The organism is Pacificibacter marinus, assembly GCF_018860665.1.
GTDB lineage: Bacteria > Pseudomonadota > Alphaproteobacteria > Rhodobacterales > Rhodobacteraceae > Celeribacter > Celeribacter marinus_A.
Map to the genome: position 1 here is coordinate 54,037 of NZ_JAHKPK010000055.1, position 15,236 is coordinate 69,272.

At 53.4% G+C, this 15,236-nt stretch carries 12 protein-coding genes and 1 other RNA gene; 7 read left to right on the forward strand and 6 right to left on the reverse strand.

The genetic code is table 11. The features are described from left to right. Positions 1-30: 30 nt before the first annotated feature. The 3 genes from rsgA to KO497_RS14215 form a co-directional block, all read right to left on the reverse strand. On the reverse strand, positions 31-1,077 hold the full coding sequence (gene rsgA, locus KO497_RS14205; RefSeq protein ID WP_215944610.1) for a ribosome small subunit-dependent GTPase A: 1,047 nt from the start codon (positions 1,075-1,077) through the stop codon (positions 31-33). 163 nt (positions 1,078-1,240) lie between these two features. Next, an RNA gene (gene ffs / locus KO497_RS14210) (signal recognition particle sRNA small type) lies at positions 1,241-1,337 on the reverse strand. 78 nt (positions 1,338-1,415) lie between these two features. Continuing rightward, positions 1,416-3,326 (reverse strand): bifunctional 2',3'-cyclic-nucleotide 2'-phosphodiesterase/3'-nucleotidase, encoded by a 1,911-nt coding sequence (locus KO497_RS14215; protein WP_289846688.1) that lies wholly within the window; start codon positions 3,324-3,326, stop codon positions 1,416-1,418. Positions 3,327-3,615: 289 nt separating this feature from the next. Here KO497_RS14215 and nudC point away from each other — a divergent pair, with 289 nt between their 5' ends. Further along, positions 3,616-4,557, forward strand: a complete 942-nt coding sequence (nudC, locus tag KO497_RS14220) for an NAD(+) diphosphatase (RefSeq protein WP_215944611.1) — start codon at positions 3,616-3,618, stop codon at positions 4,555-4,557. A 45-nt stretch (positions 4,558-4,602) separates the two neighbouring features. Next, positions 4,603-5,076, forward strand: coding sequence for an SRPBCC family protein (locus KO497_RS14225; RefSeq protein WP_215944612.1), 474 nt, complete (start codon positions 4,603-4,605; stop codon positions 5,074-5,076). Positions 5,077-5,175: 99 nt separating this feature from the next. Here KO497_RS14225 and KO497_RS14230 read toward each other — a convergent pair whose 3' ends face one another. Next, a complete protein-coding gene (locus tag KO497_RS14230) occupies positions 5,176-6,006 on the reverse strand; it encodes a prephenate dehydratase (protein ID WP_215944613.1) in 831 nt (276 codons plus the stop codon). A 122-nt stretch (positions 6,007-6,128) separates the two neighbouring features. Here KO497_RS14230 and KO497_RS14235 point away from each other — a divergent pair, with 122 nt between their 5' ends. The 5 genes from KO497_RS14235 to KO497_RS14255 all read left to right on the forward strand — a co-directional run bounded on the left by KO497_RS14235 (position 6,129) and on the right by KO497_RS14255 (position 12,648). Next, positions 6,129-6,644, forward strand: a complete 516-nt coding sequence (locus KO497_RS14235) for a c-type cytochrome (protein WP_215944614.1) — start codon at positions 6,129-6,131, stop codon at positions 6,642-6,644. Between the two features lie 241 nt (positions 6,645-6,885). After that, positions 6,886-8,784: an extracellular solute-binding protein gene (locus KO497_RS14240; protein ID WP_215944615.1), complete on the forward strand. Its 1,899-nt coding sequence runs from the start codon at positions 6,886-6,888 to the stop codon at positions 8,782-8,784. A 62-nt stretch (positions 8,785-8,846) separates the two neighbouring features. Then, positions 8,847-9,941 (forward strand): microcin C ABC transporter permease YejB, encoded by a 1,095-nt coding sequence (locus KO497_RS14245; RefSeq protein WP_215944616.1) that lies wholly within the window; start codon positions 8,847-8,849, stop codon positions 9,939-9,941. After that, positions 9,938-11,044 carry an ABC transporter permease gene (locus KO497_RS14250; protein WP_215944617.1) on the forward strand — a complete coding sequence of 369 codons (1,107 nt, stop codon included), beginning with the start codon at positions 9,938-9,940 and terminating at the stop codon, positions 11,042-11,044. The genes KO497_RS14245 and KO497_RS14250 overlap by 4 nt, the downstream gene beginning before the upstream one ends. Then, on the forward strand, positions 11,041-12,648 hold the full coding sequence (locus KO497_RS14255; RefSeq protein ID WP_215944618.1) for an ABC transporter ATP-binding protein: 1,608 nt from the start codon (positions 11,041-11,043) through the stop codon (positions 12,646-12,648). The genes KO497_RS14250 and KO497_RS14255 overlap by 4 nt, the downstream gene beginning before the upstream one ends. Before the next feature lie 51 nt (positions 12,649-12,699). Here the strand turns inward: KO497_RS14255 and KO497_RS14260 are convergent, their stop codons facing one another. Both KO497_RS14260 and KO497_RS14265 read right to left on the reverse strand, forming a co-directional pair. Continuing rightward, the gene (locus KO497_RS14260; RefSeq protein ID WP_252729719.1) at positions 12,700-14,196 is read right to left on the reverse strand and encodes a D-alanyl-D-alanine carboxypeptidase family protein; all 1,497 of its coding nucleotides are present in this window, start codon (positions 14,194-14,196) and stop codon (positions 12,700-12,702) included. A 305-nt stretch (positions 14,197-14,501) separates the two neighbouring features. Continuing rightward, positions 14,502-15,200, reverse strand: coding sequence for an HAD family hydrolase (locus tag KO497_RS14265; RefSeq protein WP_215944620.1), 699 nt, complete (start codon positions 15,198-15,200; stop codon positions 14,502-14,504). Between the last annotated feature and the right edge of the window lie 36 nt (positions 15,201-15,236).

Genomic DNA, 15,236 nt, shown 5'->3' on the forward strand with positions numbered 1-15,236 from the left:
GATCTGTATAGCATGTCTGGCCTTAGCTGTTTATTCGATTTCGCCGCGCCGCACACGTTTGGCTTTAATGGCGGTGCGTTTGAGCTTGCTAAACTTGCGCCCGCGTTCTTTGGAACTGGCAATGGAGCCTGTGTTTTCAGCATCTTCATCGCGCAGTTTTTTCCAGCGCTCAACGCGGTCTTGGGCTAAGTCACCCGATTCCACAGCCGCGCGAATGGCGCAGCCTGGCTCGGTCATGTGTTTGCAGTCGGAAAATTTACACTCGGTCACCAGATCGGTGATGTCTTCAAACAAAGTATTGATACCCGCGGCAGCGTCATGCAAAGCCAGTTCGCGCATCCCCGGTGTGTCGATCATCCAGCCGCCTGCGTGCATCAAATGCATCGAACGCGCCGTGGTGGTGTGGCGGCCCTTGGCGTCATCTTCGCGAATGTCAGCCGTCAGCAGGTTTTCCCCCGTCAGCGTGCGCCCGATGGTGGATTTGCCCACGCCAGACGAGCCGACAAGCGCCACGGTTTGACCCGCGCCGCACCATCTATTCATTTTCGCCACATCATCCGCGTCTTTGGAGTTCAAGGCCAGCGCATCGACGCGGTTTGATATGGTAAGGGCGCGGTCCACATAAGATTGCGGGTCGCCCAAAGGCGTATCGGCCTTGGTCATCACAATCACAGGATTGGTTTCGGCCTCAATCGCCAAGGCGACATAGCGCTCAAGGCGGGCCTCATTAAAGTCGGCATTACAAGAGGTGACGATGAACAGCGTATCGATATTGGCCGCGATCAACTGCGCTTGCGAAGAATGCCCCGCAGCTTTGCGCGAGATCACCGATTTGCGCGATAAAACGCGCACAAGACGCAGGCCATCGCTGAGCACGAAATCTCCGACAGCCATGTCGGTCGCCACATTGTCGCCAGACAGGGCCAAATCGATCCGATCGTTTTGGGGATTTAGCCCGATCACACGATTGCGCCGCACTTCGGTCACGCGCACGGGGGTCAACTCGGTTGCCTCAGTGGCGCTGACTTGATCGGCAAAATGGTCGGACCAGCCGAGGGCTGCGAAAAACGGGGTCATTGTAGCAATGTCATTGTGAGGCGCCTTTAAACATATGCGTATAATGCCCAAGGGGACGCGCGCAGCAAGCGATAACAGCAGCGCGCATATATTGGCTTAACAGGCGTGGCATATCTGCGCGTATCGGTTTGCGTTGATCGAGTTTTTACATTTGGGAGGAGGAGGTGAGAGGCTGGACAGCGACCCAAACGGGACTCGTTGCGGCTGCTTCCTTCCGGATCTGACCGGGTTGGCGAGGCGCTCGCCCGCGCCAACCTCTCAACGCTCACATAAGTGACATGAGGTGGATTCGCAAGAGGGGGGCGCGAAATCTGTAACGCCTTTATGAAATTCTGTGCCTATAGCGCAATGCGAAAGCGCGAAAACCCATCCGCCCCATCGCCCGCAGGCGTGACCTGTATAGATGTCAGGTCCGCCAAATGGTCGCTGGCTTTGGGTCCAGTCTCGAAAATCACCGATGTGTCGGGCAGGGGCGCGAAGGTCCAGTTGTTGTCCGCTTTCGGATCGACTGTGCCTTGCTCGACAATATAGCGCACGATGATATCGCGATTTGTATCGGGGCCTTCAAAAATAATCGTTGTCCCGTCCGCGCCCGGAAACTCGCCACCGCCGCCTGCGCGGTAATTGTTGGTGGCGACGATGAATTCCATATCGTCGGTCACTGGCCTGCCTTCATAGGCAAGATCAACGATGCGCGTGGCATTCGGGTTTAGCGGCTCGCCCTTGGCTGTAAAACGCGAAGGCTGGGTGAGATCAATCTTATAGGTCACGCCATCGATCACATCGAAATTGTAAGGCGGGAACTCTGGATTCAACAACAGTTGATCTTTGTGACCGGCTTTGATTTGCAAAAACATACCTGCAGAGCGCTCAAGCCAGCCCTTAAGTTGTGCGCCGGTGATGCGGACGGCGCGAATGGTGTTGGGATAAAAATAAAGATCGGCGATGTTTTTGATTGCCAAGTTTCCAGGGGCGACATCTGTGTAATGTTCTGGGCCTGCACGTCCACCAGCTTTGAACGGCGCGGCGGCTGACAGGATCGGCAATCCGTCGTGTTCCGTGCCTTTGAACATGTCTTTGAGATACCAAAGCTGTGCGTTTGAGACGATCTGCACGCTTGGATCATCGGCGACCAATGCGAAATAGGAATGCAAAGACGTGGCCGTTTTGCCGACAGCGCGGCGGATGTATTGCAAGGTCTCGTCATGCACGGCTGCAACAGAGTGCAGAACGCTTTGGTCGCTGTCCACCAAGGATGCGATTTTGCGGTCACCCCCGCGCGTGGCGATGGGACGCGTTTCGACGGATGAGGTGACCACGCGCCATGCATTGCCGCTGCGTTCGATCATCAGGTCAATTACGCCCAAATGTGACCCCCAAAAGCCGCCCATAACTGTTGGTTTGCCGTGAACAAGACCGTTTTTGGCGTCGACGCCTGCAAGCCCGTCAAAGGCGGGAGACGGAAACACCAGATGCGAATGGCCTGTGACCATGGCATCGATCCCGTCCAGTTCGGCCAAAGGCACGGACGCGTTTTCCATGCCCTCGGTGTGTTTGGCCGATCCAATGCCAGAGTGATTGAGCGCAATGATCAGGTCAGCGCCTTTTTCTTTCATTTCGGGGATATAAGCGCGGGCGGTGGCAACGATATCGCGTACTACGACATTGCCTTCTAAATGGCGGCGGTCCCAAGTCATGATTTGAGGGGGGACAAAGCCGATGAGGCCGATCTTAATAGGGTGTTTTTGACCCGAGCCGTCCACAATGTCGCGGTCCAAAATCACATAAGGTTTGACCAAAGTTATATCTTTACGTGCAGTGCTGCCCATCTTTTTGATCACATTGGCCGAGACCACAGGAAAATCGGCGCCCTGCAAGGATTTGAGCAAGAAATCGAGCCCATAGTTGAATTCGTGATTGCCCAAGGTTGCGGCGTCATATCCCAATGAGTTCATGGCTGTGATGATCGGGTGCATGTCGCCGTCTTGCATCCCCCGTTCATAAGCGATGTAATCACCCATGGGATTGCCTTGCAAAAGGTCGCCATTATCAACCAAAATCGCGTTGTCGGCCTCAGCGCGGATCGCATTGATATGCGCAGCAGTGCGCGCCAAACCAACGCTGTCGCTGGGGCGATCTGCGTAGTAGTCGTAAGGGAAAACATGGACATGTAAATCCGTCGTTTCCATAATGCGCAGATGAGCTTGGTTGACGTTGGCGCGAGCAGAAAAGGGGTGGAGTGCGATCAATGCGGTGCCTGCAAATGGTTGGGATATATATCCCCGACATGGTCTATTAGGGTTTTGCGCTCTCGATCATATTTGGGTTTAAGACTTTAACGACTGACGAGCGCGACAACTTGTAACGAGTTGGATATTAACTATGTTTTGAGCACTTCCAATGCTTGCCGGTTAAATAGGGGGATTGGAGTGCAACTTTTGGTTGTATTGTGATTCGAGTGTTACCTATGCGCAACGATTAATGTACGTAAGATATTGAAATGTCGCCAAATTGCCGTGGCGGACCATAAAGGCGAAAATGATGATGACAGACACAGTGACCTTTTCAGCCGGGCTTTTGCATCGCAGAGACGACCTTCGAAAGACCGCAGATGTCTTGCAAACATCCCCTGAAGCGCGTTTTTTGCCGCTTTGGACTTTTAAGCCTTTGATCGATGACGCGGGCGGTTTGATGATGGTGCCGCAAGGGCATCCTTTGCTTAAATTTGCGGGCGTCACGGTGTTCTTGGGGCTTGATGATTCAGGCGCGCCTTTGTTTGCGGTCGATGTGTCTACGGCTGAGATGAAGGATGGCGCAGTGACGCCAGAGGGGCTGTTCGACACATCTGAGCAGCGCCACGATAGCTTGCCCCGCGCCAGCTTTCGGGATTTGAAAACACTGATGACGGATTTAAGTCCGCTTGAGGCTGAAATTGCTTCGACCGCGCGGGCGATATTGGGGTGGCATAAATCGCATAAATTTTGTGCAGCTTGCGGGAAACAAAGTGACGTGGCGGTTGGCGGTTGGCAGCGCAGCTGTGGGGCTTGCGGCACATCGCATTTTCCCCGCACCGATCCTGTTGTGATTATGCTGATCACTCATGGCAACTCAGTGCTTTTGGGGCGTAGCCCGCATTTCACGCCAGGGATGTATTCGTTGTTGGCTGGTTTTGTTGAGCCGGGCGAGCCGATTGAGGCCGCTGTGCGCCGCGAAGTGATGGAGGAAGCCGGTATCCCCGTCGGGGATGTGTCTTACATGGCCAGTCAACCTTGGCCTTTCCCTGCGTCCTTGATGATCGGGTGTCGCGGTACAGCTTTATCGCGTGACATTACAATTGACGAAAATGAGCTGGAAGATGCGCTCTGGTTGACCAAAGAAGAGTGCGCAGAGGTCATGGCAGGCACGCATCCAGATATTTTGCCAGCTCGAGAAGGTGCGATAGCGCACTTTCTACTGACTAAGTGGCTTGCGGATGAATAGATTTGGGCCGATAACACTTGAATAAAGCGAGACAGGTGGACCGGCATGAAATTTTCGACCCGACAAGACATTGAAGCACCAGCAGATTATGTTTTTGATCAAATCACCGATTTTGATGGGCTCGAACGGCAGGCCATGCGACGCGGCATTGAGGTGCGACGTAAAAACCCCAATCAACCGCGTGGGGTTGGTGCGGCTTGGACTGTGCAGGCGCCGTTTCGCGGCAAATTGCGCGATGTCGACGCGCATGTGTCCGAATTTGATTCGCCCAACTCTTTTGTTGCCGATGCCAAATCTGGCGGGCTTGATATGACCTTGAACATTGAGTTGGTGCCTTTGTCGCCCAAGCGCACCCGTGTCACGCTTGGGTATGAGGTGCGTCCGCAAACACTGTCCGCGCGTATTCTTGTACAATCTGTAAAATTCGCGAAAGCCTCTTTGCAGCGTCGTTTTGATCGACGTGTCAGTGCGTATTGCGAGGGCATTTCTGACCGCTATGAATTGCAAGCGCGCAGTTAAGTCCAAAGACTTACGATTTGAGATGCAAAATCGTCCCCGTCAAAACGCGCCAGTTCGGGCGCGTTTTACTGTTTAAATCAGAATGTTTGTGACAGAGAGCTACGACCGGCGCGGATCAGCGGGATAAACGCCCAAAATTTCCACCATTTCGGTGAAATAGCCAAGTTCATCCATCGCCAGTTTGACGTTTGCATCGTCTGGGTGGCCTTCGATATCCGCATAAAACTGCGTCGCGGTGAACACGCCATCCACCATATAGCTTTCCAGCTTGGTCATGTTGACGCCATTGGTCGCGAATCCCCCCATCGCTTTGTATAGGGCGGCAGGGATGTTGCGAACGCGGAACATAAAGGCTGTGACCATCTTATCTGCGCGACGTGTGTGATCGGCATCGCGGGCCATGACCAAGAATCGCGTGGTGTTCAGCTTATGATCTTCGATTTGGGGCGCGATGACCTCAAGCCCGTAGAGTTTTGCTGCCAGTTCCGAGGCAAGGGCAGCTTGGGTTTTGTCACCACCTGCGGCCACATCGCGCGCGGCGCGGGCGTTGTCAGAACTGGTCACACCTTTGATTTCATTGTCGTGCAAGAATTTTCCACATTGCGGCAGAATCACCGGATGCCCATGGGCGTGGGTGATGTCAGCCAAAGCGGCACCGGGCAGGCCCAAAAGATTGACATGCACGCGCACGAATGTTTCTTGAACGATGTGCAAACCAGCCTGTGGCAGCAAATGATAGACATCCTGCACGCGGCCATAAGTCGAATTTTCAACTGCGATCATACCCAAATCAGCAGTGCCAGACCGCACGGCTTCCAGTGCATCTTCGAATGTGGGGCAGGGGAGCGGGTCAAAATCAGGGCAAGTCTCGACACAGGCCTGATGCGAATAAGCACCCAGTTCTCCTTGAAAAGCGATACGTGCGGCCATCTGCGCCCCCATTTTAGCGAAGTTTCTGAAGTAAGTCGTTTGGTCGCGGGTCTTATACCTTGAAATGCACCGATGGAAACGGGTAGATACCCTTCAACAGATGCACATATACGGAACGCGACATGTTCGACACTATGACCCTTACCAAAGCTGTTGCAGCTCTTTGCGGCACATTCTTGTTCTTTCTCTTCGGCGCTTGGGCTGCAGAATCGCTTTACCACACAGGCGGTGGTCACGGCGATCACGCGCAAGCCTATGTGATTGAAGTCGATGACGCTGGTGCTGAGCCAGAAGAAGTTGTTGAAGTCGACTTTGGTCCGATCTTGGCTGCGGCTGATCCTGCCTCTGGCGAAAGCATTTTCGGTAAAAAATGTGCGGCATGTCACACTGTCAATGGCGCAGACAAAACCGGCCCGCATCTTGATGGCTCTTTTGATCGTGACATCGGTTCCGTTGCTGGCTTTGGTTACTCTGGTATCTTGACCGAACTTGAAGGCAATTGGACTGCAGACGCGCTGAACCACTTCTTGGAAAAACCAAAAGGCTTTGCACCAGGTACAAAAATGACATTCGCTGGTTTCAAGAAAATCGACGAGCGCGCAGATGTGATTGCCTACTTGCAGTCCTTGAGCAACTAAGACTAGCGATTGAGGCTGAGCCTCATGACCATGAGATTTCAAACCCCATCGGTTTTTCCGGTGGGGTTTTCTTTTGCGCTAAAGTCGGTGTGCTCATGCTGGGGCTGGCTTTTCTGGCGCCGCCATTCACATTTCGTCACGGTTTATTCACAGTTGTGCAACTTCGCGGTTGGAACCCGTGCAAATACAGATCAGATTGTGGATAAGAGTATTTAAGCTCATATCCCAACGGAGGTTCTGTATGTTTCACCTGTCTCACCGTTCATATCTTTTGGCGGCCTTGTCGTCTTTGGCGATCAGCAGCGCTGGGGCTGCTCAAGCAGCAGATGGCGACACGGTGGTGGCAACGTGGTTTTCTGATTGGGGCACAGCTAAATATTCAGAACCTTTCGACCACTTGGATTTTGTGAACCCTGATGCGCCCAAAGGTGGGCGGGTGGTGCAAGGCACAGTGGGGGATTTCGACAGCTTCAATCCCTATTCAACCCTGTCTGGCACGCCTGCCGCCTTGTCATCGATTGGCTATGAACGTTTGATGGCCAGCAATGGCGCATCCTCAAGCCCACGTGTCGCTGACGAGTTTCAGTCCAGTTCTTATTGTTTTCTGTGCGAAACGATCGAATATCCTGAATCTCAAGATTGGGTGATTTTTCACCTACGCCAAGATGTTACATTTTCTGACGGCACGCCGATGACGGCCGAAGATGTTGCCTTTACCCACAACAAATTCATCGCTGAAGGCACATTGTCTTGGCGCGCAGGCGTCAGCCAGATGATCGAAAAGGTTGAAGTGCTGGACCCGTACACTGTCAAATTCACATTCAATCCGGACGCGCCGCGCAAAGGTTTGATCGGTCAAGCTGGTGCGACGACAGTGATGAGCAAGGCCTGGTTCGAGAAAACAGGGGCGAAGCTTGACGAAAAACGTGTCGATGTATCACCGGGCACTGGTGAATATGTTCTGGCCGATTATGATATGGGCAAATGGGTCGAATACAAACGCAATCCTGACTATTGGGGCGATACCCATCCGCTTATGTTGGGGCGCGGCAATGTGGATACGGTGCGCATCGAATACTTTGGCGATTCCACATCAGAATTTGAATCGTTTAAATCTGGCGAAACCACATATCGCGCTGAAAACTCATCGCTGACATGGGCGACAGGTTATGATTTTCCCGCGATTGAAAACGGCTTTGTGGTTAAAGAAACCCTGCCCAGCGGCACGATGCGTGGCCCTGTGGGGTTTTTGTTCAATCTGCGTCAAGATAAGTTCCAAGACAAACGCGTGCGCGAAGCCATCGGTCTGATGTATAATTTCACTTGGACCAACGGCGTTTTGCAATACGGGTTGTTTTCGCAGCGTGAAGCCTTTTGGAATGCGCCGGGGTATCAAGCCGAAGGTCTGCCCACAGGCAAAGAGTTGGAAGTGCTCGAACGGGTGCGAGATCATCTGCCCGAAGAGATTTTCACCGAAGAACCGCGTATGCCACATACCTCTGGTGAACGCCTGATGGATCGCGGCAACCTGCGCAAAGCGCTGGGGTTGATGGCTGAAGCAGGTTGGACGCCCGGCGATGACGGCAAGCTGCGCAATGCCGCAGGGGAAACATTGAAAGTTGAGATCTTGCACTATCTCGCGTCTTGGGATCGCATCATCAATCCTTACGTTGAAAACCTGCTCGCGCTGGGCGTTGACGTGACCTACAACCGCGTCGATCCGAACGAATATCAAGCGCGTTCGCAAAGCTTCGACTACGATATCATCTACAGCGGCTATGTTAGTTCCTTTGAAGAGGACACAGACTTTTCGCAAAAATACAGCTGCGAAGATCGCAACGACATCTTTAACCCTGCGGGGTATTGTAGCGAGGCCATCGACGAGATTGGCGACATTCTGCTTGAGGCCAAAAGTTTTGAAGATATGCAATCGACCCTGCGCGCAGCAGACCGTATTTTGCGCGACGAGTATTTTATTGTGTTGGCGCATATGAATGATACGGCTTGGGTCTCTTACTACGATATGTATGAACATCCACCGGTCGATCAATTGCCACCGCTTGGCAGTGGTGTTTTGGATACGTGGTGGGTGAATGCAGATAAAGCCGAGACGCTCAAAGCGGCTGGCGCGATCAAGTAGCAGATAGAAAAACAGGGGCAACCAAGCCCCGAGACGAGAACAGGTGGAAGGACCTCTGAAACATGGGAGCCTATATTCTTCGGCGGCTTTTGCTGGTCATACCAACGCTGTTGGGCATTATGATCGTCAATTTCACGCTGACCCAATTTGTGCCCGGCGGACCGATTGAACAGGTCTTGGCCGAAATCAATGGTGAAGGCGATGTCTTTGCTTCGATCAATGGCGGTGGTGGCGATGCCGCTGGGGTTGAAATTCAAGGTGGCGCGTCCACCTCTGAATACATTGGCGCACGGGGCCTGCCGCCTGAGTTCATCAAAGAACTTGAAGTGCAATTTGGGCTGGATAAACCACCGCTTGAACAATTCCTGCACATGATGTGGAACTATGTGCGGTTTGACTTTGGCGAAAGCTATTTCAAATCCGAAGGCGTGCTGGATCTGGTCTGGGACCGACTGCCTGTGTCTATCTCGCTGGGCCTTTGGGCGACCTTGATTTCCTATCTGATCTCGATCCCTTTGGGCATTCGCAAAGCAGTGAAAGACGGATCAAGGTTCGATACGTGGACCTCAGCCATCATCATTGTCGCCTATGCAATCCCCAGCTTTTTGTTCGCCATCATGCTGGTCGTCGTCTTTGCGGGTGGGTCCTATTGGCAAATCTTTCCTTTGCGCGGGTTGACCTCGGCAAATTTTGACGAGCTGACGTTATGGGGCAAAGTGGTCGATTACGCGTGGCACATCACCTTGCCGGTCTTGGCGATGCTGATCTCGTCTTTCGCAACGCTGACGCTTTTGACCAAGAACTCTTTCTTGGACGAAATCCGTAAACAATATGTGGTCACGGCCCGCGCCAAAGGCCTATCCGAGAATCGCGTGATGTACGGCCATGTGTTTCGCAACGCGATGTTGATCGTGATCTCAGGGTTTCCGGCGTTGTTCTTGGGTGTGTTCTTCTCTGGCTCGTTGATTATCGAGACTATATTTTCGCTTGATGGCATCGGTCGTTTGGGGTTTGAAGCCGTGCTCAGACGCGATTATCCCGTGATCTTTGGCACGATGTTTTTCTTTGGTCTCATTGGCCTGATCGTCGGGATTCTGTCTGATCTGATGTATATTTTTATTGATCCGCGTATCGATTTTGAAAAGAGGGATTCATGAGACTGTCTCCGCTCAACCAGCGCCGCTGGCGCAATTTCAAATCCAACCGCCGTGCTTTGTGGTCTCTTTGGATTTTCACCGGACTGTTTGTCTTATCGCTGTTCGCCGAATTTATCGCCAACGACAAACCTATCTTGGTGCAATATCGCGGCAGCTATTACACGCCGATTTTCAACTTCTATCCTGAAACCGAATTTGGCGGTGATTTTCGCACCGAGGCTGTATACCGCTACGCCGAAGTCGAATGCCTGATCACAACCGGCGGGCTGGTGGACTGCTTTGACGACCCCGAAGGGCTGATTGCGGATGCACAAGACGGCGTGGTCGACGGCGCGCCGATTGAAAAAGGCTGGATGATCTGGCCGATCATTCCCTATTCCTTCAACACCCAAGTCGAGGGACCGGGCGCTGCTCCGTCTCCGCCCACCATGCAAAACTGGCTTGGCACTGATGACACCAAACGCGATGTCACCGCGCGGGTGATTTATGGGTTCCGCATTTCGATCCTGTTCGCGCTGGCTGTGACCGCGGTGTCCTCTGCCATCGGCATCGTCGCAGGGGCCATTCAGGGCTATTTCGGCGGACGTGTCGATTTGATTTTTCAACGTGTGTTGGAAATCTGGAGCTCAACCCCGCAGCTTTACGTGATCATCATCGTCTTTGCCATTTTGGGCAGATCGTTTTGGTTGCTCGTGTTCGTGACCATCCTGTTTGGTTGGCCAGCTTTGACGGGCGTGGTGCGCGCTGAATTTTTGCGGGCGCGCAATTTCGAATATATTCGTGCGGCGCGGGCGCTGGGTGTCTCGAATTGGACCATCATGTTCCGCCATATGTTGCCAAACGCCATGGTCGCCACCGTCACCATGTTGCCGTTCATCATGACAGGGGCCATCGGCACGCTGGCCAGCCTCGATTTCTTGGGCTTTGGTCTGCCCACATCATTGCCGTCTTTGGGCGAAATGACCGCGCAAGCCAAACAGAACCTGCAAGCCCCGTGGTTGGGCTTTACCGCCTTTTTCACCTACGCGGTTATGCTGTCGTTGCTGGTCTTTATCTTTGAAGGCATCCGCGACGCATTTGATCCCAGAAAGACCTTCCAATGAGCCTGTTGTCGTTTGAAAATCTGCATGTGTCGTTCAAGCAAGATGGCGGATTAAGCCCTGCTGTGAAAGGCGTGTCATTCGATGTGAAAAAAGGCGAAACCGTTGCTTTGGTCGGGGAATCTGGATCAGGGAAATCTGTCACCGCTTTGTCTTCTGTCAGCTTGCTGCCCGACAGTGCTGTGATAAACGGCTCAATCAAGTACAATGGGCAAGAGTTGTGCGGTGCGCCCGAGGCTGATTTGCGCAAACTGCGCGGCAATGACATTAGCTTTATCTTTCAAGAGCCGATGACCTCGCTTAACCCGTTGCACACCATCGAAAAACAACTGGCTGAGATTTTGCTGGTTCACCAAGGTCTGCGTGGCCAAGAGGCGCAAAATCGCGTCATCGAATTGCTAACCCAAGTGGGCATTCATGAACCCGAAGGGCGTCTTAAAGACTATCCGCATCAACTGTCTGGCGGGCAGCGTCAGCGCGTGATGATCGCCATGGCGCTTGCCAACGGGCCTGATCTATTGATCGCCGACGAACCCACGACGGCTTTGGATGTGACCATCCAAGCGCAGGTTTTGACGCTATTGCGCGACTTGCAGGCCTCTATGAGCATGTCGATGTTATTTATCACCCATGACCTTGGAATCGTGCGCAAATTGGCCGACCGCGTCTGCGTGATGAAAAATGGCGAAATTGTTGAAGCGGGCGTGACCAAAGACATCTTTGATGCGCCGCAACACTCCTACACCAAAATGCTGCTGGACGCTGAAACCGTGGGCTATCCCGCGCCTGTACCTGACGATGCACCAGTGATCACCGAGACCAAGGACCTGCGCGTGTGGTTCCCCATTCAACGCGGGCTGATGCGACGCACGGTTGGCTATGTCAAAGCGGTGAATGCCGCGGAATTCTCTATACGCGCTGGCGAAACTGTTGGTGTGGTTGGCGAAAGCGGATCAGGCAAAACCACGCTGGCGCTGGCGATGATGCGCTTGGTCGACGCTGACGGGCCGATTGTGGTGCTTGGAAAAGACATCCAAGGCTGGTCGCAAAAACAGGTGCGGCCTTTGCGTGCAGACATGCAGATCGTGTTTCAAGACCCCTTCGGATCTTTGTCGCCACGCATGACCGTGGCTGAAATTATCGCCGAGGGTCTGAGCGTGCATGGCTTGGGCGAATACCCTTCGGCCGAGGCCGCTGTGATCGAGATCATGACCGAGGTCGGCATCGATCCCGACACCCGCAATCGGTATCCGCATGAGTTCTCAGGCGGGCAACGCCAACGGATCGCCATCGCGCGCGCCATGGTGTTGCGCCCTAAGCTATTGGTGTTGGACGAGCCGACCTCTGCATTAGACAAAACGGTTCAAGTGCAGATCGTCGCGCTTTTGCGTGCTTTGCAAGTGAAACACAAGCTGGCCTATCTGTTTATCTCACATGATCTAAAGGTTGTGCGCGCACTCAGTCACAAAGTGATCGTGATGAAACGTGGCGATATTGTTGAGGCAGGGGAGGCCGCGCAAATTTTTGACGCGCCAGCTGAGCCCTATACCCAAGCCTTGATCGCGGCGGCTTTTGATTTGGCTGTGAAAGAGGGCGCAGAGGTTTAAAACCTCTGCGCCCTTATCTATATCTCGAAATGTTCTGGGGAAGGCGACGTCTTAGGACGATGGGCCCATCGTTGCACAGGTGTTGCCGCGCGCCTCCAGTTTGCGACAAGTCAGTGCCGCGACCTCTTGGGACAGGCCTAAGAAATTCGCGTCATAGCCGCCTTTGCTGCGGGTGACTTTACGCAAGGCACCATCGAGGTTTTCAAGCTCCGATAAGGCTGTTTTCAACAGGACTTTACGTGCCTCATATTCCGACCCATAGGTGCCAATATTCACGCCCCAATGACGACTGCCCGATGTGGATATCCGCGTGACGACTTCAGGTGTTGTGCTGACAAATGCTGGGGTGACCGGCGCCGACACAGGTTCGATTGAGGCCAATTGCAGCGTGTTTGGGCGCGCTTTCGGTCGATATGCGGCCATACCGCTGGGGGCCACGACATCAGGCGTTACGGCGGCGTCTTGCATCAAATCCGTAGCAATGCTTGTCGCTGCATCTGCCGCTGCCAGAACCGCATCCGCTTGATTGGCTTCGGCGACCACATCGAAAATATCGTCAGACATGGCCAGCAACAGGTTCTCTTGTTCTGGCGCGAGTGCGCGCAAGGGGCGCATTTGTGGCAAGGGGCTTGAGGCCATGGTGATGCGCGCGCGTACAATTTTTGATGCTGTGTTTGGTGTGCGGCCCGAATCCGCGACCATAACAGCCCCCGTGGACGCCTTGCCCATATAGGGCGGGCGTTGGGGTTTGTGCACGGCCACATTGGTGCCTGCGCGTTTGAACCCTAGATCCATCAATTCAGTCACCCGTGCATTTCGGGTGATGGTGGAACGCCCGCCAAAGACCGTGGTGATGATGCGCTCTTGGCCGTGTTGAGCTGAGGCGACAAGGTTAAAACCAGCAGCAGAGGTGTATCCTGTTTTGATCCCGTCCGCACCTTTATAGCTGTTCAGGAAGCGCGAGTTGGTATGGGTGACGGTGCGCACGCCTGCATCAGCTGTTTTGCGCGAAAAGAGGTTATAATAGTCAGGGTAGTCGTAAAACACATGACGCCCTAAAACGGTCATGTCGCGGGCTGTCGACAGATGGCCACTTTCAGTCAATCCGTGGGCGTTTTTAAAGGTGGTGCGTGACATGCCAAGCGCCTTGGCTGTGCGGTTCATGCGGCGGGCAAAGGCCGCTTCGGACCCTTCGATCGCTTCGCCGATGGCCGTGGCAGCATCATTGGCGGATTTCACGGCTGCTGCACGGATCAAATAGCGCAGCTTGATTTTTTGTCCCGCTTTGAGACCCAAACGTGAAGGCGGCTCAGAGGCGGCCTGGCGCGAGATCGTGACCATGGTGTCTAGTGAAATTTCACCGTTCTCAATCGCTTCAAACGCGATGTAGAGCGTCATCATTTTGGTTAAAGAGGCAGGATGCAATCGGGTGTCGGCATTACTGGCATGAAGAACTTTACCGTTGCGCGCATCCATGACGAGCGCCGCATATTCTGCGGCCATTACAGACTTGATCGGGATAAGCCCCAAGATCAAAGCGATAAGCATCACGGAAAAAATGCTCGTGGAGCGGGCGCACGTTTTCACGCGTGCTTGCACGTCTCTTGCCATAATATATCTGCCTCATTTTATCGGATCGTTTCGCCCGACTTATTGGGTCAGCCTAGCACAGGGTTTGAAATGAGAAAACTCCCAATTTTCAAAGGGTTTCAAGGGATGCATTGGTGCAACGCTATATCTTGTATGGTGAATGCGCCCGTCCGCTACATATCTTTTTTGAAGGCTGCGTAAAACTTTGAGCGTAAATTTGGTCGTAAAAAGGAAACGGTGAAAGAAACGGTGCATGAAAGACCTTAAAGATTATCAATCAAGGCGGGCAGGGCGCGCAAACTGTTCAATTTTCGGTACTTCGGGTGCCCAGTTGGTGGCTCGGCATGCTCAATCGCCCAAGTGATATTATGCGGGACAAAAACGCCCCAAGCGCCTGCCTCGATGGGGGCAATGACATCGGATTTCATCGAATTCCCCACCATCATCGCCGAATCAGCAGCGATGCCGCGGGCGGTAAAAATATCCGCATAGACGCTGGGAATCTTGGCCGACACGATTTCAACACCATCGAATAATTCGCCCAAACCTGATTGTGCCAGTTTGCGTTCTTGGTCCAGCAGATCGCCTTTGGTGATCAACAAAATATCATGGGTTTGCGCGAGTTGCGCCACGGTTTCTGCAGCGCCTTCCAACAAGTGAATAGGGTGCTGCAACATGTCTTGGCCTGCGGCGATCAGTTCCTTGATCACAGAGGCGGGCACGCGTTCTTCGGTGACTTCAATCGCGGTTTCGATCATCGACAGCACAAAGCCTTTGATGCCAAACCCGTAGTGGCCGAGGTTGCGCCGCTCAGCCGCCAAGAGGCGATCTGCCAGATGGTCTGCATCTGTATATTGTGCCAAAAGCTCGGCAAACCGGTCTTGTGTCATGCGGAAAAAGGCCTCATTTTCCCACAAAGTATCATCTGCATCGAAGGCAATTGTCGACAATTTGGTGCGCATTTTATACCTCTCCTGAACCCCTAGGGGCATAACCCC

Bases quoted from the DNA above. Each gene is read 5' to 3' on its own strand.
- rsgA (WP_215944610.1), bottom strand. From the start codon at position 1,077: ATGACCCCGTTTTTCGCAGCCCTCGGCTGGTCCGACCATTTTGCCGAT.
- nudC (WP_215944611.1), top strand. From the start codon at position 3,616: ATGATGATGACAGACACAGTGACCTTTTCAGCCGGGCTTTTGCATCGC.
- KO497_RS14225 (WP_215944612.1), top strand. From the start codon at position 4,603: ATGAAATTTTCGACCCGACAAGACATTGAAGCACCAGCAGATTATGTT.
- KO497_RS14230 (WP_215944613.1), bottom strand. From the start codon at position 6,006: ATGGCCGCACGTATCGCTTTTCAAGGAGAACTGGGTGCTTATTCGCAT.
- KO497_RS14235 (WP_215944614.1), top strand. From the start codon at position 6,129: ATGTTCGACACTATGACCCTTACCAAAGCTGTTGCAGCTCTTTGCGGC.
- KO497_RS14240 (WP_215944615.1), top strand. From the start codon at position 6,886: ATGTTTCACCTGTCTCACCGTTCATATCTTTTGGCGGCCTTGTCGTCT.
- KO497_RS14245 (WP_215944616.1), top strand. From the start codon at position 8,847: ATGGGAGCCTATATTCTTCGGCGGCTTTTGCTGGTCATACCAACGCTG.
- KO497_RS14250 (WP_215944617.1), top strand. From the start codon at position 9,938: ATGAGACTGTCTCCGCTCAACCAGCGCCGCTGGCGCAATTTCAAATCC.
- KO497_RS14255 (WP_215944618.1), top strand. From the start codon at position 11,041: ATGAGCCTGTTGTCGTTTGAAAATCTGCATGTGTCGTTCAAGCAAGAT.
- KO497_RS14260 (WP_252729719.1), bottom strand. From the start codon at position 14,196: ATGCTTATCGCTTTGATCTTGGGGCTTATCCCGATCAAGTCTGTAATG.
- KO497_RS14265 (WP_215944620.1), bottom strand. From the start codon at position 15,200: ATGCGCACCAAATTGTCGACAATTGCCTTCGATGCAGATGATACTTTG.